Genomic DNA, 25,614 nt, shown 5'->3' with positions numbered 1-25,614 from the left:
GAGGCGCCGGCCTTTCTCCACGAAAGGCATCACGTGACGACAGCCACGACGGCTGCGGCGACGACGCCCACCCGGCGATCGCGCGGCTCCGGAGGCGGACTCGGGCGCTACCTGCTCGTCCGCTTCCTGCTCATCATCCCCACCGTCTTCATCCTCGTGACGCTGGTGTTCCTGCTCATGCGCACCACGGGCGACCCGATCACGGCCGCCCTCGGCGGACGCCTGACCGCCGACCAGCTCGCCGAGCGCGTCGCGGCCGCGGGCTACGACCGGCCGCTGATCGTGCAGTACATCGAGTACCTCGGCCAGCTGCTCACCGGCGACTTCGGCACCACGCTGAGCGACAACCGGCCGGTCACCGAGGTGCTGCTGACCTACGGAGCGGCGACCGTCGAGCTGGCGTTCTACGCGCTCCTCGTCGCGTTCCTCGTCGGCATCCCGCTCGGCATGCTGGCCGCCTACCACCGCGACCGCACGCCCGACGCGGTGCTGCGCATCTTCGCGATCCTCTGCTACGCGACTCCGGTGTTCTTCGCCGGCCTGCTGCTCAAGCTCGTCTTCGCGGTCTGGCTGAAGTGGTTCCCGGTCGCCGGGCGCGCCTCGACCAGCACGGAGCTGTCGCTGCAGTTCCTCGAGAACAAGACCGGTATCTACCTCATCGACGCGTTCCAGACCGGCGACCCGGCCGCGGTGTCCGACGTGCTCTCGCACGCGGTGCTGCCCGCGGTCGCGCTGGGCCTGCTGACCGCCGGCATCTTCCTCCGCCTCGTCCGCACCAACGTCATCGGCACCCTCGGCACCGACTACGTCGACGCGGCGCGCTCGCGCGGTGTCGCCGAGTTCCGCCTGGTCCGCACACACGCCTACCGGCCCGCGCTCATCCCGATCATCACCGTGATCGGACTGCAGATCGCCCTGCTGCTCGGCGGCGCCGTCCTGACCGAGACCACGTTCGAGTGGAAGGGACTCGGCTTCCAGCTGGCCGAGTACCTCCAGGCGCGCGACTTCGTGGCCGTCCAGGGCATCGTCGCCCTGCTGGCGGTCATCGTGGCGCTCACCAACTTCATCGTCGACGTCATCGCGGCGCTCATCGACCCGCGAGTGAGGTACTGAGCATGAGCACCACCACCGCCTCCGCCGCGCGTCCGCGGCGCCGCCTCGTCGACCGGCTCCCCGTCGTGCACCAGCTCCGCCAGAGCGTGGGGCTGCAGCGCGGGATGCTCGTCACGGGCCTCGTCATCACCGGCGCGTTCCTCCTGGTCGCCCTCTTCGCTCCGCTGATCGCGCCCTACGGCTACTCGCAGCTGCGCTCGGACAGCGGGGCGTTCGGCGCGCAGCAGCCGCCGAGCGCCGAGCACCTGCTCGGCACCACCGTCGGCGGCTACGACGTCCTGAGCCGCGTGCTCTGGGGCGCGCAGACCGCGTTCCTCGTGATCGTCGTCGCGGTCGTGCTGTCGATCTTCGTCGGAGTGTTCCTCGGGCTGGTCTCGGGGTACCTCGGCGGCTGGCTCGACCGCGTGCTGGTCGTGATCTGCGATGCGATCTACGCCTTCCCGACCCTGCTGCTCGCCATCGTGATGTCGATCGTGATCTCGGGCGGGCAGTCGAACCTCTGGGCGGGCATCTTCGCCGCCGCCGTCTCGATCACGGTCGTCTACATCCCGCAGTACTTCCGGGTGATCCGTGCCGAGACGGTGCGGATCAAGGGCGACGCCTACGTCGAGTCCGCGAAGGTCGTCGGAGCCTCGACGAGCCGGATCATGTTCCGTCACGTCCTGCGCAACGCCACCCGCACCCTGCCGCTGATCTTCACGCTCAACTCGTCCGAGGCGATCCTGACCCTCGCCGGGCTGGGCTTCCTCGGCTTCGGCATCGAGCCGACCTCGGCGGCCGAGTGGGGCTACGACCTCAACAAGGCGCTCTCGGACGTGACGAGCGGCATCTGGTGGACCTCGGTCTTCCCGGGCCTCGCCATCGTCCTCGTCGTGCTGGGCATCACGCTCGTCGGCGAGAGCCTGAACGACCTCGCCGACCCGCGCCTGCGCGGTCGGCGCGCGGTGGCCGCCGGAGCCGGCGACGTCGCCGCGACGTCCGTCGTCCCGGGCGGCGTGCTCGCCGCGGACGGCCTGGAGACGCCGGGGCACGACCCCGTCGCCGGAGTGGAGGGGACGCGATGAGCGACCAGAGGCCGATCGTCGACATCACCGATCTCGAGGTGGCCTTCGCCAGCGACCGGGGCGCCGTGCGCGCCGTCGCCGGAGTGAGCCTGCGGGTCGAGCGCGGCGAGGTGCTCGCCATCGTCGGCGAGTCCGGCAGCGGCAAGACCGTGACGGCCAAGACGATCCTGGGCCTCCTGCCCGAGACCGCGACCGCGTCGGGGGTCGTGCTGCTCTCGAAGAAGGACGGCAGCTCCTCCACCGATGTCGTGTCCGTGCCGAAGGCGCGACTGCGCGAGATCCGCGGCACCGACGTGGCGATGGTCTTCCAGGAGCCCTCGACCGCGCTCAACCCCGTCTTCACGGTCGGCTGGCAGATCGCCGAGGGGCTGCGCGCCCACGGCAGCGTCTCGAAGAAGGAGGCGCGCGCCCGCGCGATCGACGTCCTGCGCACGGTCGGCATCCCCGAGCCGGAGAAGCGGGTCGACTACTACCCGCACCAGTTCTCGGGCGGGCAGAAGCAGCGCGTCGTGATCGCGATGGCGCTCGTGCTCGATCCGGGGCTCATCGTCGCCGACGAGCCGACCACGGCGCTCGACGTCACGGTGCAGGCCGAGATCCTCGATCTCCTCCGCCGGTGCCGCGACGACTTCGGGACCTCGATCGTGCTGATCACGCACAACATGGGCGTGGTCGCCGACCTCGCCGACCGCGTCGCGGTCATGTACCAGGGCGAGCTGGTCGAGGAGGCGCCCGTCGCCGAGCTCTTCGCCTCGCCGAAGGCCGAGTACACGAAGAAGCTGCTCGCCGCCGTGCCGCACGTCGGCCAGGGCGTCGAGCGGGCGAAGGACCGCGCCATCGAGCGGGCGAGCCTGCCCGAGGCCGAGACGCTGGTCGAGGCCGACGGGCTCCGGATCCAGTACCCGGGCCGGCTCGGCCGGTCCGGCTTCATCGCGGTCGACGGAGTCTCGTTCCGCATCCGCGCCGGTGAGGTCCTGGGCCTCGTGGGCGAGAGCGGATCGGGAAAGACGACGATCGGGCGTGCGATCGCGGGCCTGACCACCGTCACCGGCGGATCCCTCCGCGTCCTGGGGAAGGAGATGCGCGGCATCCGCGAGCGGTCGTTCCGCCCGGTGCGCGGCGACATCGGCTTCGTCTTCCAGGACCCGGCGTCGAGCTTCAACCCGCTGCTGACCATCGCCGAGTGCGTCGCCGAGCCGCTGATCGTGCACGGGCGGTTCCCGGATGCGGGCTCCGCGAGATCGCGCGTCGACGAGCTCCTCGAGGCGGTGCAGCTGCCGAAGTCCTACGGCGACCGCTACCCGCACGAGCTCTCGGGCGGGCAGCGTCAGCGCGCGAGCCTCGCGCGCGCGCTCGCGCTCCAGCCCAAGCTGCTGATCGCCGACGAGCCCACCTCGGCGCTCGACGTCTCGGTGCAGGCCCGCGTGCTCGAGCTGTTCTCGGAGCTGCAGCGCGAGTTCGGCTTCGCCTCGCTGTTCATCAGTCACGACCTCGCCGTCGTCGACCTCCTGGCCGACCGGATCGCGGTGCTCTACCGCGGCGAGCTGGTCGAGGAGGGCACGGGCGAGGAGGTCCTCGCGACGCCGAAGCACCCCTACACGCAGCGCCTGCTCGCGTCCCTGCCCGTCCCGGACCCGGCTGAGCAGGCCGAGCGCCGCGAGCTCCTGCGCCGCATCACCCGCGCGGAGCGCGACGCGTGAGCACGGAGTCCGCGCCGATCGTCGTCGACGATCTCAGCGTCGAGTACCCGCCGCGCGGTATCAGCCGCCGCTGGACGGCCCTGCGCGGCATCAGTCTCCGCGTCGAGCCGGGGGAGGTGCTCGGGATCCTCGGCGGCAGCGGCTCGGGCAAGTCGACGCTCGCCCGGGTCCTGGGCGGCGACGGGCTGGGAGGCGACGGCGACCGGGCCCGTCCGGTGATCGTCGGAGGCGACGCGACCGTCGCCGGTCACCGGCTCCGCCACCTGCCCGCCCGCGAGATCAAGCGCTTCACGTTCGACGTGGCCTACCTGGCGCAAGACGCGGGAGCCACCCTCCGGCCCGAGCTGACCGTCTCGGAGCTCATCGCCGAGCCGATCTTCCTCCGCGACCGCCACTACGACCCGAAGAGCGCCGCCGTGCGCGTCGCGACCCTGCTCGACTCGGTGCACCTGCCGCTCTTCCTGCTCGACCGCTTCCCGTACGAGCTCTCGAGCGGCCAGCGGCAGCGCGTCGCCATCGCCCGGGCGCTCGTGCTCGGCCCGAAGGTCCTCGTCGCCGACGAGCCCACCTCGGGCATCGACGCCACCGTCCGCGAGTCGATCGTCGATCTGCTGGCCGACCTCCGCCGGAGGGAGGGGTTCGCCGCGGTCGTCGTCAGCCACGACATCGATGTGCTCAGCCGCGCGACCGACCGCATCGCCGTGCTCGTGGGCGGCGAGGTGGTCGCCTACGGCCCGCTCCTGGACGTGCTGGTCGAGTCGCGCCATCCGTACGTGCGGGAGCTCGGCGCCGCCTTCGCGGAGTACGAGCGGTTCGACGCCTCGCGCGCCCAGCGCGTCGCTCCGGCCGAGGAGGCGCTGTGACGACGCCGCGCGTGGCGGTGCTGCCGCGCACGAAGGACGTGTTCACCCGGGCGATCGAGGACGGCGGCGGCCGGGTCGTCGGACTCGACGGCACGCCCGACGCCCTGCTCTGGCTCTCGTACGGCCGCGTGGACGAGCTCGAGGACGTCCTCGAGCAGCACCCGTCGATCCGCTGGGTCCAGCTGCCCTGGGCCGGAGTCGACGCGTTCGCGTCCACCCTGCGCAGCGCCACTCGACCGGGTCTGACCTGGACGAGTGCGAAGGGCGCCTACTCCGAGCCGGTGGCCGAGCATGCGCTCGCCCTCACCCTGGCGCTGCTGCGGTCCCTCCCCGAGCGCGCGCGGGCGACCTCGTGGGGTGCGAAGCACGCCGCGACCCTGCACCGCGCCCGCGTCGTCGTCGTCGGCGCCGGAGGCATCGCGCAGGAGCTCCTGCGGCTCCTCTCGGTCTTCGACGCGCACGTCACGGTGGTGCGGCGCCGCGCCGACCCGGTGCCGGGCGCCGAGCGCACTGTGACGGGCGACGGGCTCGCCGAGGTCGTCGCCGACGCCGACGTGCTGATCCTCGCCGCCGCCGCGACGGGTGGGACGCGGCACCTCGTCGACGCGGAGCTGCTCTCGCGTCTCGCGCCGCACGCGGTCCTCGTGAACATCGCGCGGGGGACCCTCGTCGACACGGACGCGCTCGTCGCCGCGCTGGCCGAGGGCCGGCTCGCGGGAGCCGCGCTCGACGTCACCGACCCGGAGCCGTTGCCCGACGGGCATCCCCTCTGGAGCGAGCCCCGGTGCCTCATCACTCCTCACTCCGCCGACACCCCGGAGATGACCGCGCCGCTGCTCGCCGAGCGCGTCCGGATCAACACCGCTGCCTTCGCCGCGGGGGAGGACCTGGTCGGCGTCGTCGACCCGGACGCGGGCTACTGACGGACCCCGCCGCCCGATTTGGTCTTCCCGCAGAGTTTGCTAAAGTAGTCCTGCGCTGATCGCCTCCGGGTGGTCGGATGATCCTCGATAGCTCAATTGGCAGAGCAATCGGCTGTTAACCGGTAGGTTCTTGGTTCGAGTCCAAGTCGGGGAGCGAAGGGCCTGGGACTCCACTCTCGGGCCCTTTTTCTTTGCCCTGGTGAGGGTCGCGGCTCCACGGTCCCGCGCCATCCGCGGAACGGAGGCGCGATGCGCGAGGACGTCCTCGGCCTCCTCCGTCGACGCCCCGACGTCGAGGCCCCGTCCCTCGTGGCGGTCGACGCGTCCGACCGGCTCCTCCTCGACCTGCTCGAGCAGCGCGGCCGCATCGCGGTCGTCGGAGACGCCTACGGAGCACTCGCGCTCGCCCTCGCCGCCGAGGGCGTCGCGGTGAGCGTCGTCCAGGACTCGATCACCGCCGAGCGGGCCCTCGCCGCGAACGCCGAGGCGGTGCGCGCAGCGGGCATCGAGCTCGCCGCCGTGACCGTCGCCGAGAGCGTCGAGGCCGCCGTCGGCGGGAGCGACGCAGTGCTCCTCCGGCTGCCCCGCTCTCTCGACGCCCTCGCCGCGATCGCCGCCGGCACTGCCCGAGCCGCCCCCGCTGCCCCGCTGATCGCCGCGGGCCGCATCAAGCACATGAGCCACGGCATGAACGACGTGCTGCTCGCCCGCTACGAGCGCGTCGACGTCAGCCCGGCGCGGCAGAAGTCGCGGGCCCTGCTCGCGACCGCCGCCCGTGCCGACCAGGCCCCCGCCCCCGGCCCGGAGCGCCGCCGTCTCGACGATCTCGACCTCGACGTGGTCGCCGTCCCCGGAGCCTTCGCCGGCGCCCGCCTCGACATCGGCACCCGGGCGCTGCTGGCCGCTCTCGACGTCCGGGCGCTGCCCGCGGGCACCGCCGTCGATCTCGGCTGCGGCACCGGGATCCTCGCCGCCGTGCTGGCCCGCTCCCGCCCCGACCTCGAGGTCGTCGCCACCGACACCTCGCGCGCCGCGACCGAGTCGGCCCGAGCCACCGCCGAGGCCAACGGCCTGCGCTACCGCGTCCTCCGCGATGACAACGCCTCGACGCTCGACGGCGGATCGGTCGACGTCGTCGTCTGCAACCCGCCGTTCCACTCGGACGGAGCCGTCACCGACCTCGTCGCGCGGCGCATGATCCGCGCGGCCGGCCGCCTCCTGCGCCCGGGCGGCGAGCTCTGGACCGTGTTCAACTCCCACCTCGCCCACCCGGCCGAGCTGCGCCGGTCGATCGGAGCGACGTCCGTCGTCGCCCGCGATCGCAAGTTCACCGTCACCCGTTCGGTCCGCGCCGCCGACCGCTGAGCGCAAGCCCCGTCGCGGGCTCAGCGAGCGGCCGCCGCACGCGGGTACCATCGCTCTCCGGCGTGCCCTCGCGCCGATCCCCGTCACCGCACCGGAGGCCGTCGTGCTCGAAGTCGTCCTCGTCCTGGCACTGATCGTCGCCGTCGGCGCGATCGTCCTGTGGCGCCGCTCCGCCACCGCCGAGAAGGAGCTGCGCGAGCGGCACTCCCGCGAGACGGAGCGCGTCGCGCGCCTCGAGCTGGCCGTCGGCGAGCAGGAGGCGCGCCTGCGCATCGTGGGCGAACTCGAGCAGCTCGCCGTCCGCAGCGCCTCGCTCGTCGTCGAGGAGGCCGAGAGCGTGCGGCTGACGATCGAGCGCGACCCGGCCGCCGCCGAGCGCTCCGCGGTGAGAGCGGTGCGCGCCGCCGAGTCCTCGCTCGCGCAGCTGCGGCGCATCGCGGTCGTCGCCGCCGTCGACCCGCGGGAGCTGCCCGCCACCGACGGCGCCGAGACCCTGACAGCCCTCGCCCGCGACCGCGGCCTCGCCGTCCACGAGGAGACCTTCGGCGAGCCGTTCCCGCTGCAGGACGGAGCCGAGGTGGCCGTCCTGCGCGTCCTCGAGTACGCCTTCGACCAGGCGTCGGCGACCGGTGGCACCGGCACCGAGGTCCGGATCAGCTCGCGCTGGACGTCGACCGGCCTCCGGGTCGAGATCGACGACGACCGCGAGCGGCATGGAGCCGCGCAGGCGGATGCGAGCGCCGTCGAGGCGGATCTGCACGCGCTGACCGAGCGGATCGACAGCCCCGCCCTCCTGGAGCTGCGCGAGCGCGCCGCCCTCTTCGGCGGCGACGTGACCGAGAAGCGGACGCCGGGCGTGGGCCGCTCCGTCACCGCCTCGTTCCCCGCGCTGCGCCACCACAACGGCGTGCACGGGGTCGACCTGGGCTGAGCGGAGGTCAGTCCTCGAGGTTGTCGACTCCCGGCATCCACGACGTGCCGGGAACGCCCCAGCCGCGCTTGCGGGTGATCTTCGCGACCGGCTTCCGGTACTCGTGCTCGAGGCGGTCCGTGTAGAGGATGCCGTCGAGGTGGTCGAACTCGTGCTGGAACACCCGCGCGAACCAGCCCTCCGCCTCGATCTCGAAGGGCGCGCCCTCGAGGTCGACGGCGCGCAGGATCGCCTTCTCGGAGCGGCGCAACGGGAAGCGCTCGCCGGGGAACGAGAGGCATCCCTCCGACTCCGTGTCCTCGTCGGCCTCGCCGAGGGGCACGGGCGAGACGAAGAGCTCCGGATTGATCGCCACGCCGCGGCGGGGGGTGCCGTCGTCGGCGGCGTAGTCGTAGACGAAGAGGCGCAGTGCGACTCCGACCTGCGGGCCCGCGAGGCCGACGCCGGGAGCCGCCTCCATCGTCTCGAACATGTCGGCGACGAGCGTGCGGAGGGAGTCGTCGAACACGGTGACGGGGGCGGCGGGGGAGTGCAGCACGGGGTCGCCGGCGATGAGGATGGGGAGGACGGCCATGGAGCCCAGGGTATCGCGGGGGTCCTCCAGCCCCGTCCTCGGGGGTCATCCGCTGGGCTTCCCGCGTCACCCGTGCGCCGGACGGCCCGCGGAGGATATGTCGGTAGGGTCGAGCGCATGTCCGCAGATCTGACCGAGTTGACCGAGCAGTTCACGCTCGACCCGGTGCAGTTCATCGGCATCCCGATCGCGCTCGTCGGCGCGGTCTTCCTCTCTCTGGGGGCGCAGTTCCAGCACCGCGGAGTCGCGAAGGTGGAGCGGTTCTCGGGCCGCTCCGGCTCCTCCGGATTGAACGGCGGTCAGCTCTTCGCCCTGCTCTCGCGGCCCTCGTGGGTCGTCGGGACGCTCATGCTCGGCCTCGCCGTCGTGTTCCAGCTCACGAGCCTCGGCTTCTCGCCGCTCATCGTGGTGCAGCCGCTCGGCGCGGTCGCCCTGGTCATCACGGCCGTCATGAACGCGCGGGTGAGCCGGGTCCGTCTCAACAAGGCCTCGATCCGGGCGATCGTGCTGTGCGTCGGCGGCGTGGGCACGTTCGTCCTCGTCGCGGCCTTCAACGCGGTCGACAAGTCGATCCGCACGCCCCAGCTGATCACGATCCTCGTGATCCTGGGGGTCGTGCTCGTGGTGTTCGTCGTCGCGTTCCGGGTGTTCCGGCGGAAGGCGCGCGCCATCTTCTACATCCTGGGCGCCGGAGTGGTCTACGGCTTCGTCGCGACACTCGCGAAGGTCGTCCTCAACCGGATCAAGTTCGGCGAGTTCGACCCGCTCACCGTCGTCTGCATCGTCGCGCTCCTCGCCGCCAGCGCTCTCGGCGGCTACTTCGTGCAGAACGCCTACTCGTCGGGCCCTCCCGACCTCGTCGTCGCCGGTCTCACCGTCATCGATCCGCTGGTCGCCGTGGCCATCGGCATCATCGTGCTCGGCGAGGCGCAGTACGCGGCCCCCTGGGCGATCCCGCTCTTCGTGATCGCCGGAGCGGTCGCGATCTGGGGCGTCCTGCTGCTCGCGAAGCACCACCCGCAGGCCCGCTGACCCGGGCGACGCGGCCCGCCAATCCGCGGATCCCCGAGGCCCGCTGTCTACACTGGGACCGCGCCGAGGTGAGCCGAAGCCGACCGACCACTCGCCGATCGACACCCCGCCACGAGCGGACCACACCGTGAGGAACCACCCCGTGTCAGACCCCCGCGCCGCCTCAGGACCGGAGTCACCCGTGCCGAGCGAGTCATCGGACGCTCCCGACGACTCCGTCCCGCACGTCACGGAGGCGACCTCCTCGGACTCGGGCCCCCGACCGCTGAAGGTCGTGATCGGCTGCGACACGTTCGCCCCGAACGTCAACGGCGCCGCGAAGTTCGCCGAGCGCCTCGCCGCCGGCCTCGTCGCCCGCGGCCACGAGGTGCACGTCGTCGCCCCGTCGGCCGACGGCTGGAGCGGCACGCGGTTCGAGACCCACGAAGGTCAGCGGATGATCGTGCACCGCCTCCACAGCTGGCGCTGGTTCCCGCACGACTGGTTGCGCTTCGCGATGCCGTGGCGCATCAAGCAGAACAGCGCGCGGATCCTCGACGAGGTGAAGCCCGACGTCGTCCACTTCCAGTCGCACATCATCGTCGGTCGCGGACTGGGCATCGAGGCGGCCAAGCGCGGCATCCGCATCATCGGCACCAACCACTTCATGCCCGAGAACATGCTCGAGTTCACGCTGCTGCCCAAGGCCGTCCAGGCGAAGGCCGTGCAGATGGCGTGGCGCGCCGCCCGCCGCACCTTCGGCCGCGCGGAGGCCGTGACCACGCCGACCCGCAGGGCCGCCCAGTTCCTCGAGCAGTACACCGGCCTCCGCGGCGTGCACGCCATCTCCTGCGGCATCGACGCCGACAACTACACCCCCGACTTCACTCCGCGCGGCGAGAACCGCATCCTCTTCGTCGGACGCGTGACCGGCGAGAAGCACATCGACGTCCTCCTGCGCGCCGTCGCCCTGCTCGATCCGTCCCTCGACGCGCAGCTCGAGATCGTCGGCGGCGGCGACCAGATGCGCAACCTCCAGCAGCTGGCCGCGAGCCTCCAGCTGGGCGAGCGCGTCCGCTTCACCGGCTACGTCTCGGACGCCGAGCTCAAGCAGGCGTACTCGCGCGCCACCGTCTTCGCGATGCCCTCGATCGCCGAACTGCAGAGCATCGCGACGATGGAGGCGATGGCCTCGGCCCTCCCCGTCGTCGCCGCGGACGCGATGGCCCTCCCGCACCTCGTGCACGACGGCGAGAACGGCCATCTCTTCGAGCCCGGCAACGCGCAGGCCCTCGCCGACCGCCTGACCGACGTCCTGACCAGCACCCCCGAGCACCTCGAGGAGATGAAGCGCGCCTCCCTGCGCATCGTCGCCGCCCACGACATCACCCGCACGATCAGCACATTCGAGAGCCTGTATCGTGGGGAGCCGGTGGCCGATCCGACCATCGACGCAGCCTCCGCCACGGCTGGCCGAGCCTGACGGCTCTCCCGCCGGCGGGGTCCGCGGGGCGTTAGCTCAGCCGGTCAGAGCAGCGGACTCATAATCCGTCGGTCACGGGTTCAAGTCCCGTACGCCCTACCAAGTGAACACTGAGGAGTAGGGGTCTCGGGTCGGAAGCTCCAGAAGCGGAACCCCTCCAGAAACCCTCGGCTGACCCGATCCCCTCGATGGGTAGCGAGCTCGACATGGCGGCTGCCAAACTCTGGCAATGGGGAACTTCGAGGGGCTGAACCAACGACAGGCGATAGCCCTGATCGAGGAAATGGACTCGGCGAAGCACCTGCTGGCCTATGGCGAACGGACCGTTCGTTCGGCCGCGTTCGCTGACACCACCCGCGACCCGATCTTGACGATGCTGTCGATCGGTGTTGAGAAGCTGTTGAAGGTGGCAGTGGGGCTGGTGGCTTTGGACGAGAGCGGCGCCTGGCCAACGCAGACGGTCATGAAACGGGAGTTCGGTCACGGCGTTGTAAAGCTCGACGGGCTCCTTCGAGAGAAGCTGCGGGCCGGTATCGGCGACAAATCGAGCTATGCCCAAGGCTGGTTTGCTAAGGTCGAAACCGATCCCGTATGGCCGATCCTGCTCGATGCACTCGATGCTTACGGACGGTCGGGGCGCTTCTACAACCTGGACTTGCTCGCGGACGAACCCCAGTCTTGGGACAGCCCCTCAGCACAGTGGACTCTCGTAGAGAACTGCGCGATTGACGCGTCGCCAGAGCTACAGGCGCTGAGAGATGCTGGCTTCGCTGGCGATATGGCGGCTTTCAACCGGCTGACTCGCGGCACCAATACCGCCATCGCCGACAGTCTGCACCGTTGGTGGGAAGCGATCGCGGTCCTCGGTCGCCACGGATTGATGGGCGAACACAATAAGGCATTCGGCTTCGAGGTTCATCCGAATGCCGTGGGACGGCAGATTGAAGGCGACGCACAATAGCAACACCTAGTCGGTTAGAGCATCGCCCTTAGAGTCAACGGCGCCTCGGCGGCTTTGCGGCCACGGTCGGGTGAGAGGTACGAGTCGAGGCGATCCATGTCGGCGGCGTGGTCATCGAGGGAGAAGTGCAGGGACACCTTGTTAGGTGGTCGCGGTGTCGGCGTGGCCGAGGATTCGGGCGACCCGCGCCAGCGGCATCCCAGACGCGGCGAACAAGGACGCTGCGGTGTGGCGAAGGTCATGGAAGCGCAGGTCCAGCTGGCCGATGGCCTTGGCGGCGTCACGGAACCGGAGCAGGTAGAACGAGTTGTAGTGCATGCGCTTGGACCAATTGAGCCCGCCGCGGAAGTCGCCGCACCCGCCGTAGTTTCGCCCCGGCCACAGCGACGCGGTCGGCTCGGCGGCGTGTGGGCGGGTGGCGATGTATTCGCCTTGCTCATCCGGCAGTTTTCGAAGAACGCGAGCGTGGCCGAGCAGGAGCGCCAAGGCGGCCGCGTCCTCCGTGAGCAGCCTTGGTTTGCTCCGGCACGCGTGCCATAGCGGCCCAGGGGCGGGGCAGCGAACCGGGCCGCCGCCGCCCTCTCCAGAGTCTGGATAGGATCACCGCGTGCCGACTGCTTCCACCGCAACTGTTCCCGACCCTGTCCGCCACTTCTTGCGTCGCGCAGAGGTGGCAGCCCAAGTGGGCCGACTGGTCTTCTTCGTCGTGATCGCCGGCAGTCTCGTACTAGTCGGCAGCGGCATCTTTGGCGCCGTGCAGCATTCGTACCGGGCAGACGCGTCGGCGGCATCTGCCGCTTCCGCTGCCTCGCACCTGACGGAGGCAAAGCGCGATGCAAAGGGGGCGCAGTACCGGAAAGACGTCGCCTGGGAAGAACTGCAGTACGACCAGCAGAACGCCGCACAGATCTATGACGTGTCGGTCGCTCGCGGAGTAAAGAATGGGTCCATTCCGGCCCCTGCTTGGCCGGCCACTGTCGGCTATGACGCGGGCTTGAAGGCGGAACTGGACACCGCAGTCGCAGCCTCAGCGGCCGAGTATAGCCCTGTAGTCGAGGAATTCGAGGACGCAACCGAGCGCCTTGAGGACGCGACGGACGCGAGCGCAGACGCGCTTGCGACCGCAGCCGCTGATCGCGCCGTCGTAAATGGTGCATGGTCTTGGGTCGGGGTGGCCGCTTTAATTGCGGCTGTAGCTACCGTCGTGGCTGCGGGTCTGTGGTTCGTGCTCTCGAACGCGCTCGTTCGCGCTCGTGCGACAGTGGCCCTGTCCGAGCGCACGGGTTCGCGGGTCTAATTCACACGATACAAGTCTCTCCGAAAACCGCTCGACTGCACCCGGCCGAGGTTGTCCGAGCCGTACCGAGACGAGTCGCAAGTCGAGTGTCGAAGGCTGGTTTGTTCGAGCTACGGCGTGAATCTTTAGGTTCCCTGTGCGTTGCGGCAGGGTGTCTCCGTTCGGGCCGGTGAGGAGTGGGCGCCGCGCTGATGATCCGCCGGTCACGGGTTCACGTCCCGTACGCCCTACTTCCGCGCCGCGTCTGTCCGCACGGCCTCGGTGGCCCGACGGTCGCCGGCGCGGATAGCGGTGAGATTCCGCGGGCGCCCAGGAAGGCGGCTCGAGAACCTACGCGACACGCGTCGTCCAGTGCGCGTTCACGAGCGCTCGCTGCTGCGAAGATCCGAGGACTGCCCGCCAGCCAGAGGAGAACCGCGGATGCCCCTCACCTTCACAGCGATCGACTTCGAGACGGCGAACGCGCAGCGAGGCTCGGCCTGCGCTGTCGGTGTCGCTCGGGTGACCAACGGGGTGATCAGCTATCGCGCGTCGACCCTCATCCGGCCGCTGACAGGAGACGACTTCTCCCTGAGGAACACGGGTATCCACGGGCTGAGATGGGAGGACTGCGAGACCGCTCCGGACTGGGCGGCGGTCGCAGGATGGTTGGACACGGTCATCGGAGACGATCCGGTCATCGCTCACAACGCGCCCTTCGAGAAGGGAGTGATCGCAGCCGCACACAAGTTGGCGATGCTTGACGCGCCTGTTCCGGACCTCCTGTGCACGGTGGTGCTGGCGAAAGCTCATCTGGCCCTGGACTCCTACCGTCTGCCGACCGTCGCCGCACACCTCGGGGTGGTCCTCGACGACCACCACGATGCGGAAGCCGATGCTGTCGCCAGCGCTGAAGTGGCTCTCGCCCTCGGGCGCCGTCTCGGGCGTCACGATGTTCATCATCTCTGGAGTGACAGTCGGGTGCCGAAGACGTCCGCCCGCGCTGCCTACACTCGTCTCGCGGATTTCCCGGCCCCCGCCGCGGACGCCGATCCGACCGGTCCGCTGTTCGGGGAGACAGTCGTCTTCACCGGGGAGATCGACGGCATGCCGCGGAAGAAGGCTCAGGCGCTGGTCGCCGCGCACGGAGCCAGCATCGGCTCGAACGTCACGAGAAAGACGACCCTCGTGGTGATGGGCACTTTCGGTCCGGGAGAGCTCAAGCCGGGCGAGATCGTCAGTGCGAAAGTGCTGAAGGCGCGGGAACTCGCGCTAGCGGGTCAGAGGATCGAGATCCTCGATGCCCCGAGATTCGGCGAACTGCTCGCCGTCATCGGCGCGTCCGTCTAGCCACACGACATCGGGTCAGGTGCCTGAGACCCCGCGGACGCTTGGAGTGTCGAGCTTCGCAGATGCGACCGGGTGAACGCAGTCTCTCCGGACTCGAGGTCCTTCGAGTCAGCGGAAGTCGTCGTACTCGACGCCGAGTACGACAATTTCTGCGGAGTCGGGGGCCGTCAGGCCGAGGGCGACTTCTTCAGGCGGGACTTCGCGGCACGCTCGGTGAGCACCGACAGGTAGTCGCGGACCGGGCGGTCGGCGAGGGCGTCGAGCTCGGCGCGGACGGTCGCGTCGACCTCCTCCGCCGAGTGGTCGGGGAAGCGGGCGCGCAGGCGCGCCGATACCTCGGAGGCGATCTCGTCGAGGTTCACGTCAGCAGCCACCGGAGAATGATGCACCAGCCGGGTGAACAGCAGGTGCCGCCGTCCACGACGGGGGGCGCGGCGCGGGACCCGACCTCTCTACCCTGGGTCGTGGAGGCGACGGAGCGTTCACCCGCACTGCAGGAGGCCTGCCGCGGGCGAGAGGGCCCGCCGTCTCGTCCCCGCCGGCCGCGAGGGACGACGGAGGATCACCGGTGGAGCACATCGAGCTCGCGACACGGCTGCACGATCTGGGGAGGGGCGCCCTGTCCGACGCGGTGACCCGCGCGGTGAACAGGGGAGACCTGACGGTGGCGCCACTGCCCGTCCGGTCGGCGACCCGGGTCCACACCGGCCGAGGGCGGCGGTCCGTCGACGCGACGGTCGAGACGGCCGGGGTGAACGCGTGGCTGCTCGACGACGACACGGCGGTGGCGCTCGCGCGCGGCGGGATCCTGCTCCGCGACCCCACCGACGGGGTGTTCAGCGCGCCGACGATCGCCGGGCTCGCGGAGGCGCGGGAGACGGCCGAGCTGCTCGGCTACCTGGCGGACGCCGACGAGCTCGTGGTCGCCGTCCTCGGACAGCGTCCGGAGTCCACCGCGTGACCGCTAGCACGTCCGCCGCCCGGATGCCCGTACTGGCCGCCGACTGCCGGACATGATTCCCTGGTGCTGTGCCTGACCTCCCGATGTTCCCGCTCGGCTCCGTGCTCCTGCCGCACATGCCGCTCCCGCTCCGGCTCTTCGAGCCGCGGTACCTGCGGATGCTCGGCGACGTGCTCGAGGACGAGAGCCTGTCCTTCGGCGTGGTCCTCATCGAGCGCGGCCAGGAGGTGGGCGGCGGAGATCAGCGCTTCGCGGTCGGCACCGTGGCGCGCATCCTGAACATCGACGGCGCGGAGTCGTTCGTCACCCTCGACTCGGTCGGCGAGCACCGCTTCGAGGTCGTCCGGTGGTACGAGGACGACCCGTACCCGCGGGCCGAGGTCCGCCTGCTGCCCGACCTGGAGTGGGAGCCGCGCCTCGCCGAGGCGCTGACCGCCGCGGAATCCGCGGTGCGCACGGCGCTGGCCGTGGCGAGCGAGTTCGTCGAGCAGCGCTACGGCGCCGTCGTCGAGCTCGCCGAGGATCCGGCCGCGCACGCGTGGCAGCTCGCGGGCGTCGCCCCGGTGACGGAGCTCGACCGGCTGGCGTTCCTCCGGAGCGAGTCGATGGAGCAGCTGCTCGAGGCGGTGCGCGAGAGGTCGACCGAGGCGACGGAGTCGTTCCGCGCCGGCTGGGCCTGAACCGAGGCTGGGCTGGAACCGAGGCCGGGCCTGAACCGAGGCCGGCCTGAACCGACTCCCGCCCTGCTCGGGGCTCGAGGTCGACTCAGGGCTCGAGGTCGATGCCGCGGTCCTGGGCGAGCTTGGCGAGGTCGTCGATGACGACCAGCGCCATCCGCACGGAGCGGTCGCGCCGGTACTCCTCGTCGTCGGGGTCGATCCGCGGTGCGCGGTCGAGGGTCTCCTCGATCGACTGCGAGAGCTCGCGCCAGGCGTCCTGCCGCGCTCCGTCCACGAGTCCGGCGAGGTACTCGTCGTCCTCGGCACGGCGGCGGAGGGTGTCGGCGACCGCCATCGAGAGCCGCTCGCGGTGGTCGAGATTGTCGACGTCGGCCGAGCGGTAGTCGTGCACGTGGTCGGAGCGACCGCCCACCGAGGTCGCCTCGGCGGCGATCGCGCGCAGGCGCTCGGCTGCGGCCACGGACTCGTCGGCGAGCTTCGTCAGCTCGAGCGCGGCGGCCCGCGAGTAGTGGCCCACGTCGAAGGGGACGTCGGCGGTGAGCCCGTCCATCAGCACGCGGTTCTTCACGGCCATCCGGCTCGCGTACTCGGCGAGCATCAGACCCTCCTCGGTCGCCTCCTCGACCGAGACCGGCTCGCGCGAGGGGTTCTCATCGGGGTCGTACGGCCTCATCTTGAGTCGGCGTCGACGGCGGAACCACACGCGCGTCACCTACATCCCGAGCACGGCGCCCCGCCCGCCGGAGCACCTCTTCGAGAGTACCGGTCGGGGGAGCGGCGCGGGGAGTCGCTCAGGCCTCACGCCAGTCATCCTGCAGCAGGTGCGAGCCGGCCTGCGGGCCCATCTGCAGCATGCCGCCGTCGACCACGTACGAGGAGCCGGTGACGTAGGCGGCTCCGGGGGAGGCGAGGAACGCGATGACGGCGGCGATCTCGCGCGCGTCGCCGGGCCGGCCGAGCGGGATGCCGGGACGGTCGATCGTGAAGGGATCGACGTCGTCCGCGTCGTTCATCGGGGTCGCGATCTCGCCGGGAGCGACGGCATTGACGGTGATCCCGTGCGCCCCGAGCTCGAGTGCGGCGACCTTGAGCAGCCCGCCGAGTCCGTGCTTGGCCGCGACGTACGCTCCGGCGCCGACGCGGGGCTGGTGCTCGTGCACGCTGGTGACGGCGATCAGCCGTCCTCCGGTGCCCGCGTCCACCATCCGCCGCGCCGCACGCTGCAGGCAGACGAAGGCCCCGTCGAGGTTCAGCGCCACCGTGCTCCGCCAGCTCTCGACGCTCTGCTGGAGGAACGGCTCGCCGCCTCCGCCACCCGCGTTGTTCACGAACACGTCGAGGCCGCCCAGGCGCTCGGCGAGATCGTCGATCACGTCTCCCGCCCGGTCGAGCTCTGTCGCATCGAGCTGCGCGATCTCGGCGCGGCGGCCGTGGGAGCGGACCTCCTCCGCGGTGCCGTTCGCTCCCTCCTCGTCGCTGTGCCAGGTGATGCCGACGTCCATCCCGGCCCGGGCCAGGGCGACGGCCGTCGCTCGGCCGATGCCGGAGTCCGATGCCGTCACGACGGCGCGCGTCGGCTGGAAGTCTCGAGGTCCGTGGGTCATGTCGTCTCCTGATGCCGAGTGGGTTCGTCGTCGTCACCTCGATCCGAGCATCCGGAGGAGGCCGACGGGACCGGCTTGACACGAGCGCGAGACGCGCGTCCGGCGTGGGAGGGTCACTCCGGCCCCTCGCATCGCGTTGACTGGGCGGATGGAACACCGTCGCATCTCGGTCGTCGTCCCCGTCAAGGACGACGCCCGCCACCTCGAGCGGCTGCTCGCCCTCCTCGCCGAGCAGACCCTCGCCCCCCTCGAGGTCGTGGTCGTCGACGACGGCAGCACCGACGACAGTGCGGAAGTGGCTCGGGCGTTCGGCGCCCGGGTCGTCGTGCACGAGGGGAGCGGGATCCCCGCGAGCACGGCGTTCGGCTTCGACGCCGCCGAGGGCGACGTGCTGGCGCGGCTGGATGCCGACTCGCAGCCGGGACCGGACTGGATCGCACGGCTCGCCGGCCACTTCGCCGATCCGACGGTCGGAGCGGTGACCGGCCCCGGCCGCTTCGTCGAGCTGAGCCCCGTGCCGCGCCTGCTCGCCCGCGTGGTCTACATGGACGCGTACTTCGCCCTGATGGGCTCCGCACTGTCCCACTGGCCGCTGTTCGGGTCGAACTGCGCGATCCGCCGCTCCGCGTGGCAGGAGATCGCGGAGGAGATGCACCGCGAGGACTCGTACGTGCACGACGACGTCGAGATCAGCGTGCACCTCGGCGTGCGCCACCGCATCGTGCTCGACCGCCACCTCGAGGTCGGCATCTCGGCGCGGCCGTTCGGCGCGGCGAGGGACATGATGCGCCGCCTCGACCGCGCGCTGCACACGCTCCGTCGGCACCCGGGTCTCGGCGACCCCGTGCTGCGCTGGACGCACCGGGTCCGTCGCTCCCGGATCGGGCGGCTGCAGCGGATCGCCGCGTCGCGCCGTGCCCTCGCAGCACGAGCCGACCGCACGCGCGACTGATCAGTCGGCGACGGGACGCCCCTCCTTCGGCATCGCCGCGACCGCCGCCAGCATGCCGAGGGCGACGACCGCGAGCGCGATGCACACGAACCGCGTCCCGGCGGCCAGATCCTCGGGGGCGGGAGTGCCGTCGCCGGTCGCGGCGTTGACGATCGCGCCGAAGACCGCGACCGCGACCGCGCTGCCGATGTTGCGGGCGAAGAAGTTGGTCGAGGACACGACGCCGCGCTCGCTCCACTCGACGCTGGACTGCGCCCGGATGAGGGTCGGAGTCGCCACGAGACCCATGCCCGCACCGATCAGCACGCAGAATCCTGCGATGTGCCAGAGCGTCGAGGTGCTGCCGAGGAGGATCGTCAGCGCGGTGCCGACGACGACGAGCCCCGCTCCGATGAATCCCGTGCTGCGGAAGCCGATGCGGAGGTAGAGGCGCCCCGACAGGCTCGCCGCGACGGGCCAGCCGAGCGTCATCGCGGCCACGGCGAAGCCCGCTCCGAGCGCCGAGCTGCCGAGCACGCCCTGGGCGAAGGTCGGGAAGTAGGACGTGACGCCGAGGGTGATCGCGCCGACGGCGGCGGACACGAGACTCGTCGACAGCAGGAGGCGACGGCTGAGCACCCAGAGCGGCAGCACCGGGGCACTGGCGCGCCGCTCGATCGCGACGAACACGGCGAAGGCGAGGGCCGAGAGGGCGAACACTCCGATCCCGGCCGGCGAGAGCCACGGCCAGGCCGTCCCTCCTTCGAGCAGGCCGAGGATCAGCAGCGCGGTGCCGACGGCGAGGACGGCCGCTCCGGCGACGTCGATCGGCTGCCGCTCGCCTCTGGTCGTCTCGCGGAAGCTCCGGATGAGGAGGAACGCGGCGAGCAGGCAGAGCGGGATGTTGATCAGGAAGATCCCGCGCCAGGCGCCGAGATCCGACAGCACACCGCCGAGGGTCGGCCCGACGACCGAGGAGATCCCCCAGACGCTCGCCAGGTAGCCCTGGGTCTTCGCGCGCTCGGCGACCGTGTAGATGTCGCCCGCGATGGTGATGCCCATGGGCTGGATCGCACCCGCGCCGAGCCCCTGCAGGGCCCGGAAGGCGATCAGCGCCGGCATGCTCCAGGCCAGCCCGCAGAGCAGGGAGCCGAGGAGGAACAGCCCGATGCCGATCAGCATGATGGGCTTGCGCCCGATCACGTCCGAGAGCTTGCCGTACAGGGGGACCGAGACGGCCTGCGCGAGCAGGTAGATCGAGAACAGCCAGGGGAACTGGGCGAATCCGCCGAGGTCGTCGACGATCGACGGCACGGCCGTCGCGAGGATCGTGGCGTCGAGGGCGACCAGTGCGGTCGAGATCATCAGCGAGAGGAGGATCGGACCGCGCTCGGAGCGCAGTCCGACGCTGGCACGGGTCGGGGCGTCGGTCACTCCTCCGACGGTATTCCATAGCCGGGGGATGGAAGGAGGACTCGACGCGCTCGGTAGACTCGTCGTATGGAACTCGTGCTCTGGCTCGTCATCGCAGGTATCACCGCCGCCGGCCTCGTCTCGGGCACTGCCGCCCTGATCGCCATGACCGTGGCGCCCTGGTCGGCCGACAAGTAGCACCGGCGCCGTCGCGCCTCACTCGTACACCCGCACGACGCTCCAGCTCGGCTCCGTCGACGCGATGACGTCGAGGACGAACGATCCGCCCGTCTCGACGTGGGTCGCCTGGAACCGCCAGCCCCCGATGCTCACGGGCGGTCGTCCGAACGTGGGCCGGAAGCCCTCGAGCGGTGCCCACCAGGCGCTCGTGCAGGTCCACACCGTCGGCCGGTCGGTCACCCGGTAGCGCCCGCCCCGCCAGTCGAGTGCGATCGGCACGCCCTCGCCGTCGGTCGAGACCAGCGCCGTCTCGTCGATCACCGCCATCCTCGCGCCCCGTTCCTCCTCGTCGGCGACCCGCCCGGATGCTCCGGTGGCGGTTGGCCGTTCGAACATGTGTTCGATAGTCTGCGAGTGTACGCCGCGGCGAAGTCACCCGCCACGGCCACGAGCGAACGGCGGGGAGGCGCAATGATCGAGTGGAGTCCACTGCAGATGCTGCGCAGCAGCGGCCCGGACGAGTGGGTCATGGTCGACGCCGTGCGCACCGGCCGAATCGGACTCGTGCGCCGGATCGAGACGGGCCCGTACCGCGAGACCTGGTTCCGTGCGGTGACCTGGGCGGCCGAGCCCGAGAAGCGGACGCTCGTCGGCTACTCCCGCGACATGGAGACCATCGCGAAGGCGCTCTGGGAGCGTCAGCCGCCGACCGCGCAGGAGAAGCCCTTCCCCGGCTACCCGGCCTCGCAGCGTCAGGGATGAGCGGTCCCGGCGCCGGGGGCGTCCGCTCGCCGGAGGAGAATGGACGGATGCTCCTCGTCCTCGCCGGTTCACCCTCGGGTGCCTGGTGGGCCGTCTCCGTCGCCGAGACGGGGGAGTCGTCGCCCGAGGGGAGCGGTCGCGGCGCCGGGGACCTCGCCCGGTTCGTCCGGGTGAACGAGTCCCGGCGTCCGCGCTGGGTGTGGGACGACACGTCGCGCTGGTATCCCGCGCTGCTCGATGCCGACGTCCGCGTGTCGCGGTGCCACGATCTGCGGCTCGGCCGCGCGATCCTCCGCCGCTCGGTCGCCGCAGCAGGCTCGCCGCTCGCACGAGCTCCCCGCGACGCGTGGGACTCGGACGCCGTCGCGCCCGCCGCCACCGACACGCTCGTCGGCTTCGAGGAGGCCGACGCCGACCCCGCCGAGCTCGACCCCGTCGTCGAGCTCGCCCGGCAGGAGGAGGCGGTCACGGCGTCCTCGCAGCCGGGCCGACTGCGCCTGCTCCTCGCGGCGGAGTCGGTCGGCGCGCTCATCGCGCGCGAGATCGCCGCCACGGGCCTGCCCTGGCGCGCCGACGTGCACGACCGCGTGCTGACGGAGGCGCTCGGTCCGCGGCCCGTCTTCGGCGGTCGCCCCGCCCGTCTCGAGGCGCTGGCCGATCGCATCCGCTCGGCTCTGGCGGCACCCGAGCTCAACCCCGACTCGCCCGCCGACCTCATCCGCTCGCTCCGCCGCGCCGGTCTGGCCGTCGAGTCGACCCGCTCGTGGGAGCTCCAGTCCCTCGAGCACCCGGTGATCCCGCCGCTCCTGGAGTACAAGAAGCTCTCGCGGCTGCTGACCGCGAACGGCTGGGCGTGGCTCGACGCCTGGGTGCACGGCGGCCGGTTCCGGCCGGAGTACGTCGTGGGAGGCGTGGTCACCGGTCGCTGGGCGACGTCGGGCGGAGGCGCGCTGCAGCTCCCGCGGCAGATCCGCGCCGCCGTGGTCGCCGACGACGGCTGGAAGCTCGTCGTGGCCGACGCCGCGCAGCTGGAGCCCCGGATCCTCGCCGCGCTGGCGGGCGACTCCGCCATGGCCGCAGCGGGGCGTGGACGCGACCTCTATCAGGGCATCGTCGACGCCGGGGTCGTCCCCGACCGTCCGCGGGCCAAGGTCGCGATGCTCGGTGCGATGTACGGAGCGACCAGCGGGGAGGCGGGGAGCCTCCTGCCGCGGCTCACCCGGGCCTACCCGCGTTCCGTCGCGCACGTCGAGGCCGCCGCCCGCGCGGGGGAGCGGGGCGAGAGCGTCTCGACCTGGCTCGGCCGCAGCTCCCCTCCGGGAGCGGTCCGAGCGAACGACGAGAGTCCCGACGCGCGCAGCGCTCAGCGGGCGCGGGACTGGGGCCGCTTCACCCGGAACTTCGTCGTGCAGGGCACCGCCGCCGAGTGGGCGCTCTGCTGGATGGGCGATCTGCGCGCCCGACTGCGCGACGGCGGCCCGGGCCTGGATCGGGCGCACCTGGTGTACTTCCTGCACGACGAGGTGATCGTGCACGCACCGGCGGACGTCGCCGAGCAGGTCGCCGGGATCGTCCGGGAGTCGGCCGCCCGCGCGGGCCGCGCCCTCTTCGGCGGAGCGGACATCGACTTCCCCGTGACCGTGGCGGTGGTCGACGCCTACGACGAGGCGAAGTGAGACGCGGGCTCAGTACCAGTGCGGCGAGCGGGAGTTCCACTTCGCCCAGGCGTTGCAGGGCGATCCGTACGAGCTCTTGATGTACGAGAGGCCCCAGTTCACCTGCGTCGCCGCGCTGGTCTGGTAGTCCGACCCGGACGAGGCCATCTTGCTCGCCGGCAGCGCCTGCGGGATCCCGTAGGCGCCGGAGGAGCGGTTCAGAGCGTTCCAGCGCCAGCCGGACTCCCCGTTCCAGAGTGGGACGAGGCACGAGTCCATCTGGTCCTGCCCCCAACCGTAGTTCCCGAGGACCGTCCGTGCGTACGCCTGCGCCTGCGAGGGGGACAGGCCGTCGGTGCGGCCCGCGTAGGTGCTGAGGGCCGCGATGGTCTCGGCGGAGCTGTTGCGCGCTCCGGTCGGGTCGTCGTTCCCGAGCTGCAGCGGCCCGCCGCCCGGAGCGGCAGGGGCGGGAGCAGCGGCAACGGGACGCGAGCCGGCGGACGGCGCGGTGCGGATCGCCTCCTGCTGAGCGGCCTCCCTGGCACGGCGCTGCTGGTCCTCGAAGACCGCCTTCTCCTGCTGCCCGGTCGCGTACTGCTCCTCGAGCGCGGCGGTCGTGTCCTTGAGCTCGGCGAGCTGGGCGTAGAGCGTCGAGCTGTACTGCTCCTGCTCGGCCACCTTCGCGTCGGCCGCCGACTGCGCCGCCTCGGCCTCGTCGAGGGCGCGGCCGGCCGCGTCGGCGAGCGCGACCCGCTCGGACCGGGCCTTCTCGGCCTGGGCGGCGAGAGCGCCGGCCTCGTTCTCGCTCGTCTCGGCCGCCGTCTGCAGCGTGCTCGTCTGGAGCGTCAGCTGGCTCATCGTGCCGATGCGGTACAGCAGCTCGTCCGACTCCTGTCCGCCGACGAGGAGGTTGAGCGTGGCGTCGGTGCCGCCGGTGCGGTAGAGCTGGGCGGCGAGCCGACCGGCCTGCTCCTTCGCGGCGTCGGCGGCGGAGCGCGCCGCATCGGCGCGGCTCTCGAGCGCGGTGACGCGCTGACCCGCTTCATCGAGGGCGGTTCGAGCGGCGTCGGCTTCGGATGCCCGGGCGATGGCGGCGTCGGTGAGCTCGGCGGCCTGATCGCGGAGATCGGCCAGGAAGGCCGTGATCCTGTCGACCTCGGCCGCCGTGGCGCCTTCGCTGTCCTTCGCGGCCTCGACGTCGGACCACGACGGGTAATCGGCCGGATCGTACGCGGCGGACGCGGTGAGCGGCGAGGCGAGGGAGGCGCAGAGGACGAGGAGAGTGCCGGTACCCGCCGCGATCAGGCGTCGACGCGTGCGCGAGGCGACGCGGAGGCCGAGAGGGGAGCGGGACATGCGCTCCAGCCTAAGCGACGGCCCCTTCGCCTGTCTCGTCCCGGGACACCGCTCTCCGGCCCCGGCGCGGACGCTCGAGCGTGAAGCCGCGGACGCCCGCCGCCGCCTCCGCTCCGGACAGCTCCTCGCGGGCCGCGTCGAGCAGGCTCCGCAGGGCGTCGTCGCGGACCCGGAGGGCGCGGGCGGCGAGGCGGCGCTGCGGGTGGTCGTCGACGGGCTCCTCGTCCTCCGGGAGCGCGACCGAGTACGCGGCCAGGACCGCATCGAGGTCGGCCTCCTCGAGGGTCGACGCGAGCAGGATGCGGTCGAGGACGTCGTCCCAGTCCTCCTGCGCCGAGGCGCCGTCGCCGTGGAGCCAGGCGGACGCCTCCGCGCGGCCGTCGTCGGTCAACGCATGCAGAGGGAGTCCGTCCTCCGTCGCTCCGGCCGGGACGACGAGACCGCGCTCGCGCAGGCGCTCGAGCGTCGAGTAGATCTGGCCCACGTTGACGCGGCGGCGGTGCGCCGCGCGATCGAGGAGCTCGGAGTGCAGCTGCAGACCGTAGGCGGGACCGAGGGTGAGGAGCGCCAGGAGACCGTCGCGGACCGACACGGGACTCCTCTCGGACGGGCCCGAGCGGGAGCGGGCACCGGACATGCCGAGTATAGGCAGGGGATCCGGGCGCGCCCCGGGCGGGCGCGGCGAGCCGCCTTGTCGGCGCGGGACGGCTGATGCATACTCTGACGTGGTGGCTCGTCCACCGCACAATCGAAGAATGCACCGCTAGTCGTACGTGGTCCGGGTCGTTGGGGAAGACGCACCGGGACGAACGGAGGACAGCATGGTGGCGCAGCAGACTCGGGGTGTGCTCTTCGTGCACTCCGCCCCTCGCGCGCTCTGCCCCCACCTCGAGTGGGGAGCCGGGCGCGCTCTCGGTCGTGCCGTGAACTTCGAGTGGATCGATCAGCCGGTCCTGCGCGGAACGCAGCGCGCCGAGTTCGCGTGGGAGGGTGCCCCCGGCACCGGCGCGAGCATCGCCTCCGCTCTGCGCGGCTGGGAGGACGTCCGCTACGAGGTCACCGAGGAGCCGTCCCCCGGAGTCGACGGCGGCCGCTGGATGCACACTCCCGGCCTCGGGATCTTCTTCGCCCAGACCGACAGCGTCGGCAACACCGTCATCCCCGAGGACCGCGTCCGCGCCGCGATGGAGACCGCCGGCGCCGACCCCATCGAGCTGCACCGCGAACTCCGCCTCGCCCTCGGCCAGGCGTGGGAGGACGAACTCGAGCCGTTCCGGTACGCGAGCGACTTCGCGCCGGTTATCTGGATGCACGGAGTCGGCTGACGCCGACTCCGTGCATCGTCGACGCCGCTCCTCGCGCGGCGTCGCGCGGTCGGCTTCGCGACGGGGTCGCGTTCTGCAGAGCGGGGTGCGTTCGGCGACGGCGATCCGCTGGCACGCGGATCGCCGGATACGC

At 71.6% G+C, this 25,614-nt stretch carries 27 protein-coding genes and 2 tRNA genes; 20 read left to right on the top strand and 9 right to left on the bottom strand.

Features of this window, described 5'->3' with window-relative positions; all coding sequences use genetic code 11:
• The first annotated feature begins 33 nt into the window (after nucleotides 1-33).
• The 8 genes from ASF48_RS13980 to ASF48_RS13945 all read left to right on the top strand — a co-directional run bounded on the left by ASF48_RS13980 (nucleotide 34) and on the right by ASF48_RS13945 (nucleotide 7,959).
• On the top strand, nucleotides 34-1,113 hold the full coding sequence (locus ASF48_RS13980; RefSeq protein ID WP_055792836.1) for an ABC transporter permease: 1,080 nt from the start codon (nucleotides 34-36) through the stop codon (nucleotides 1,111-1,113).
• 2 nt (nucleotides 1,114-1,115) lie between these two features.
• Nucleotides 1,116-2,177 (top strand): ABC transporter permease, encoded by a 1,062-nt coding sequence (locus ASF48_RS13975; RefSeq protein WP_055792832.1) that lies wholly within the window; start codon nucleotides 1,116-1,118, stop codon nucleotides 2,175-2,177.
• Nucleotides 2,174-3,877, top strand: coding sequence for an ABC transporter ATP-binding protein (locus ASF48_RS13970; protein ID WP_055792829.1), 1,704 nt, complete (start codon nucleotides 2,174-2,176; stop codon nucleotides 3,875-3,877). The genes ASF48_RS13975 and ASF48_RS13970 overlap by 4 nt, the downstream gene beginning before the upstream one ends.
• Complete coding sequence (locus ASF48_RS13965; protein WP_082481491.1) at nucleotides 3,874-4,740, top strand: ATP-binding cassette domain-containing protein; 867 nt, start codon at nucleotides 3,874-3,876, stop codon at nucleotides 4,738-4,740. Before ASF48_RS13970 ends, ASF48_RS13965 begins: the two co-directional genes overlap by 4 nt.
• Entirely contained in the window at nucleotides 4,737-5,663 is a 927-nt protein-coding gene (locus ASF48_RS13960) for a D-isomer specific 2-hydroxyacid dehydrogenase family protein (protein WP_157603170.1), read from the top strand. The genes ASF48_RS13965 and ASF48_RS13960 overlap by 4 nt, the downstream gene beginning before the upstream one ends.
• An 81-nt stretch (nucleotides 5,664-5,744) precedes the next feature.
• A tRNA-Asn gene (locus ASF48_RS13955) sits at nucleotides 5,745-5,817 on the top strand.
• Between the two features lie 95 nt (nucleotides 5,818-5,912).
• On the top strand, nucleotides 5,913-7,028 hold the full coding sequence (locus ASF48_RS13950) for a class I SAM-dependent methyltransferase (RefSeq protein WP_055792826.1): 1,116 nt from the start codon (nucleotides 5,913-5,915) through the stop codon (nucleotides 7,026-7,028).
• Between the two features lie 103 nt (nucleotides 7,029-7,131).
• Nucleotides 7,132-7,959 carry a hypothetical protein gene (locus ASF48_RS13945; protein ID WP_055792824.1) on the top strand — a complete coding sequence of 276 codons (828 nt, stop codon included), beginning with the start codon at nucleotides 7,132-7,134 and terminating at the stop codon, nucleotides 7,957-7,959.
• A gap of 7 nt (nucleotides 7,960-7,966) precedes the next feature.
• On the opposite strand, the gene def is transcribed toward ASF48_RS13945, so the two are convergent.
• Complete coding sequence (gene def, locus ASF48_RS13940; RefSeq protein ID WP_055792821.1) at nucleotides 7,967-8,533, bottom strand: peptide deformylase; 567 nt, start codon at nucleotides 8,531-8,533, stop codon at nucleotides 7,967-7,969.
• A gap of 117 nt (nucleotides 8,534-8,650) precedes the next feature.
• Here def and ASF48_RS13935 point away from each other — a divergent pair, with 117 nt between their 5' ends.
• From ASF48_RS13935 to ASF48_RS13920, 4 genes are all read left to right on the top strand, one after another.
• Nucleotides 8,651-9,565 (top strand): DMT family transporter, encoded by a 915-nt coding sequence (locus tag ASF48_RS13935; RefSeq protein WP_055792818.1) that lies wholly within the window; start codon nucleotides 8,651-8,653, stop codon nucleotides 9,563-9,565.
• Nucleotides 9,566-9,842: 277 nt separating this feature from the next.
• Entirely contained in the window at nucleotides 9,843-11,027 is a 1,185-nt protein-coding gene (locus ASF48_RS13930) for a glycosyltransferase (RefSeq protein ID WP_082481532.1), read from the top strand.
• A 25-nt stretch (nucleotides 11,028-11,052) separates the two neighbouring features.
• Nucleotides 11,053-11,129 (top strand) — tRNA-Ile (locus ASF48_RS13925).
• Between the two features lie 127 nt (nucleotides 11,130-11,256).
• Nucleotides 11,257-11,988: a hypothetical protein gene (locus ASF48_RS13920; RefSeq protein WP_055792815.1), complete on the top strand. Its 732-nt coding sequence runs from the start codon at nucleotides 11,257-11,259 to the stop codon at nucleotides 11,986-11,988.
• A gap of 141 nt (nucleotides 11,989-12,129) precedes the next feature.
• On the opposite strand, the gene ASF48_RS19815 is transcribed toward ASF48_RS13920, so the two are convergent.
• Nucleotides 12,130-12,474 (bottom strand): tyrosine-type recombinase/integrase, encoded by a 345-nt coding sequence (locus tag ASF48_RS19815; protein WP_055792812.1) that lies wholly within the window; start codon nucleotides 12,472-12,474, stop codon nucleotides 12,130-12,132.
• Between the two features lie 121 nt (nucleotides 12,475-12,595).
• Here ASF48_RS19815 and ASF48_RS13910 point away from each other — a divergent pair, with 121 nt between their 5' ends.
• Nucleotides 12,596-13,285 (top strand): hypothetical protein, encoded by a 690-nt coding sequence (locus ASF48_RS13910; RefSeq protein WP_157603169.1) that lies wholly within the window; start codon nucleotides 12,596-12,598, stop codon nucleotides 13,283-13,285.
• 420 nt (nucleotides 13,286-13,705) lie between these two features.
• The gene (locus ASF48_RS13905) at nucleotides 13,706-14,614 is read left to right on the top strand and encodes an exonuclease domain-containing protein (RefSeq protein ID WP_055792806.1); all 909 of its coding nucleotides are present in this window, start codon (nucleotides 13,706-13,708) and stop codon (nucleotides 14,612-14,614) included.
• Nucleotides 14,615-14,781: 167 nt separating this feature from the next.
• Here the strand turns inward: ASF48_RS13905 and ASF48_RS13900 are convergent, their stop codons facing one another.
• Nucleotides 14,782-14,988, bottom strand: coding sequence for a three-helix bundle dimerization domain-containing protein (locus tag ASF48_RS13900; protein WP_146168465.1), 207 nt, complete (start codon nucleotides 14,986-14,988; stop codon nucleotides 14,782-14,784).
• Nucleotides 14,989-15,182: 194 nt separating this feature from the next.
• Between ASF48_RS13900 and ASF48_RS19450 the strand changes: the two genes are divergently transcribed.
• Both ASF48_RS19450 and ASF48_RS13890 read left to right on the top strand, forming a co-directional pair.
• Nucleotides 15,183-15,575 (top strand): hypothetical protein, encoded by a 393-nt coding sequence (locus ASF48_RS19450; RefSeq protein WP_055792800.1) that lies wholly within the window; start codon nucleotides 15,183-15,185, stop codon nucleotides 15,573-15,575.
• Nucleotides 15,576-15,643: 68 nt separating this feature from the next.
• Complete coding sequence (locus ASF48_RS13890; protein ID WP_235577256.1) at nucleotides 15,644-16,255, top strand: LON peptidase substrate-binding domain-containing protein; 612 nt, start codon at nucleotides 15,644-15,646, stop codon at nucleotides 16,253-16,255.
• 85 nt (nucleotides 16,256-16,340) lie between these two features.
• Here the strand turns inward: ASF48_RS13890 and ASF48_RS13885 are convergent, their stop codons facing one another.
• Complete coding sequence (locus ASF48_RS13885; RefSeq protein WP_055792795.1) at nucleotides 16,341-16,928, bottom strand: hypothetical protein; 588 nt, start codon at nucleotides 16,926-16,928, stop codon at nucleotides 16,341-16,343.
• Nucleotides 16,929-17,046: 118 nt separating this feature from the next.
• Nucleotides 17,047-17,859, bottom strand: coding sequence for an SDR family oxidoreductase (locus ASF48_RS13880; protein ID WP_055792793.1), 813 nt, complete (start codon nucleotides 17,857-17,859; stop codon nucleotides 17,047-17,049).
• Nucleotides 17,860-18,007: 148 nt separating this feature from the next.
• Here ASF48_RS13880 and ASF48_RS13875 point away from each other — a divergent pair, with 148 nt between their 5' ends.
• The gene (locus tag ASF48_RS13875; protein ID WP_082481487.1) at nucleotides 18,008-18,811 is read left to right on the top strand and encodes a glycosyltransferase; all 804 of its coding nucleotides are present in this window, start codon (nucleotides 18,008-18,010) and stop codon (nucleotides 18,809-18,811) included.
• Here ASF48_RS13875 and ASF48_RS13870 read toward each other — a convergent pair whose 3' ends face one another.
• A complete protein-coding gene (locus ASF48_RS13870; protein WP_082481528.1) occupies nucleotides 18,812-20,155 on the bottom strand; it encodes an MFS transporter in 1,344 nt (447 codons plus the stop codon).
• Nucleotides 20,156-20,419: 264 nt separating this feature from the next.
• Nucleotides 20,420-20,779 carry a hypothetical protein gene (locus ASF48_RS13865; RefSeq protein WP_230671221.1) on the bottom strand — a complete coding sequence of 120 codons (360 nt, stop codon included), beginning with the start codon at nucleotides 20,777-20,779 and terminating at the stop codon, nucleotides 20,420-20,422.
• A 75-nt stretch (nucleotides 20,780-20,854) separates the two neighbouring features.
• Here ASF48_RS13865 and ASF48_RS13860 point away from each other — a divergent pair, with 75 nt between their 5' ends.
• Nucleotides 20,855-21,145, top strand: a complete 291-nt coding sequence (locus ASF48_RS13860; protein ID WP_055792776.1) for a hypothetical protein — start codon at nucleotides 20,855-20,857, stop codon at nucleotides 21,143-21,145.
• 47 nt (nucleotides 21,146-21,192) lie between these two features.
• Nucleotides 21,193-22,821, top strand: a complete 1,629-nt coding sequence (locus tag ASF48_RS13855; protein WP_055792773.1) for a bifunctional 3'-5' exonuclease/DNA polymerase — start codon at nucleotides 21,193-21,195, stop codon at nucleotides 22,819-22,821.
• A gap of 9 nt (nucleotides 22,822-22,830) precedes the next feature.
• Here ASF48_RS13855 and ASF48_RS13850 read toward each other — a convergent pair whose 3' ends face one another.
• Both ASF48_RS13850 and ASF48_RS13845 read right to left on the bottom strand, forming a co-directional pair.
• Complete coding sequence (locus ASF48_RS13850) at nucleotides 22,831-24,156, bottom strand: hypothetical protein (RefSeq protein WP_055792770.1); 1,326 nt, start codon at nucleotides 24,154-24,156, stop codon at nucleotides 22,831-22,833.
• A 10-nt stretch (nucleotides 24,157-24,166) separates the two neighbouring features.
• On the bottom strand, nucleotides 24,167-24,748 hold the full coding sequence (locus tag ASF48_RS13845; protein WP_055792768.1) for a PadR family transcriptional regulator: 582 nt from the start codon (nucleotides 24,746-24,748) through the stop codon (nucleotides 24,167-24,169).
• Nucleotides 24,749-24,977: 229 nt separating this feature from the next.
• On the opposite strand from ASF48_RS13845, the gene ASF48_RS13840 reads away from it, so the two are divergent.
• Complete coding sequence (locus ASF48_RS13840) at nucleotides 24,978-25,481, top strand: DUF3145 domain-containing protein (protein ID WP_055792765.1); 504 nt, start codon at nucleotides 24,978-24,980, stop codon at nucleotides 25,479-25,481.
• Nucleotides 25,482-25,614: the final 133 nt, after the last annotated feature.

The sequence above is a fragment of the Rathayibacter sp. Leaf299 genome (genome assembly GCF_001423055.1).
Lineage (GTDB): Bacteria > Actinomycetota > Actinomycetes > Actinomycetales > Microbacteriaceae > Rathayibacter > Rathayibacter caricis.
This window is presented reverse-complemented; position numbering and strand designations above follow the sequence as displayed.

What these genes read in the sequence shown, in the direction of transcription:
- ASF48_RS13855 (WP_055792773.1), top strand. Translation starts at nt 21,193, where the DNA reads ATGCTCCTCGTCCTCGCCGGTTCACCCTCGGGTGCCTGGTGGGCCGTC.
- ASF48_RS13905 (WP_055792806.1), top strand. Translation starts at nt 13,706, where the DNA reads ATGCCCCTCACCTTCACAGCGATCGACTTCGAGACGGCGAACGCGCAG.
- ASF48_RS13935 (WP_055792818.1), top strand. Translation starts at nt 8,651, where the DNA reads ATGTCCGCAGATCTGACCGAGTTGACCGAGCAGTTCACGCTCGACCCG.
- ASF48_RS13920 (WP_055792815.1), top strand. Translation starts at nt 11,257, where the DNA reads ATGGGGAACTTCGAGGGGCTGAACCAACGACAGGCGATAGCCCTGATC.
- ASF48_RS13885 (WP_055792795.1), bottom strand. Translation starts at nt 16,928, where the DNA reads ATGAGGCCGTACGACCCCGATGAGAACCCCTCGCGCGAGCCGGTCTCG.
- ASF48_RS13840 (WP_055792765.1), top strand. Translation starts at nt 24,978, where the DNA reads ATGGTGGCGCAGCAGACTCGGGGTGTGCTCTTCGTGCACTCCGCCCCT.
- ASF48_RS13875 (WP_082481487.1), top strand. Translation starts at nt 18,008, where the DNA reads ATGGAACACCGTCGCATCTCGGTCGTCGTCCCCGTCAAGGACGACGCC.
- ASF48_RS13865 (WP_230671221.1), bottom strand. Translation starts at nt 20,779, where the DNA reads ATGTTCGAACGGCCAACCGCCACCGGAGCATCCGGGCGGGTCGCCGAC.
- def (WP_055792821.1), bottom strand. Translation starts at nt 8,533, where the DNA reads ATGGCCGTCCTCCCCATCCTCATCGCCGGCGACCCCGTGCTGCACTCC.
- ASF48_RS13975 (WP_055792832.1), top strand. Translation starts at nt 1,116, where the DNA reads ATGAGCACCACCACCGCCTCCGCCGCGCGTCCGCGGCGCCGCCTCGTC.
- ASF48_RS13970 (WP_055792829.1), top strand. Translation starts at nt 2,174, where the DNA reads ATGAGCGACCAGAGGCCGATCGTCGACATCACCGATCTCGAGGTGGCC.
- ASF48_RS13880 (WP_055792793.1), bottom strand. Translation starts at nt 17,859, where the DNA reads ATGACCCACGGACCTCGAGACTTCCAGCCGACGCGCGCCGTCGTGACG.
- ASF48_RS13860 (WP_055792776.1), top strand. Translation starts at nt 20,855, where the DNA reads ATGATCGAGTGGAGTCCACTGCAGATGCTGCGCAGCAGCGGCCCGGAC.
- ASF48_RS13870 (WP_082481528.1), bottom strand. Translation starts at nt 20,155, where the DNA reads ATGATCTCGACCGCACTGGTCGCCCTCGACGCCACGATCCTCGCGACG.
- ASF48_RS13950 (WP_055792826.1), top strand. Translation starts at nt 5,913, where the DNA reads ATGCGCGAGGACGTCCTCGGCCTCCTCCGTCGACGCCCCGACGTCGAG.
- ASF48_RS13850 (WP_055792770.1), bottom strand. Translation starts at nt 24,156, where the DNA reads ATGTCCCGCTCCCCTCTCGGCCTCCGCGTCGCCTCGCGCACGCGTCGA.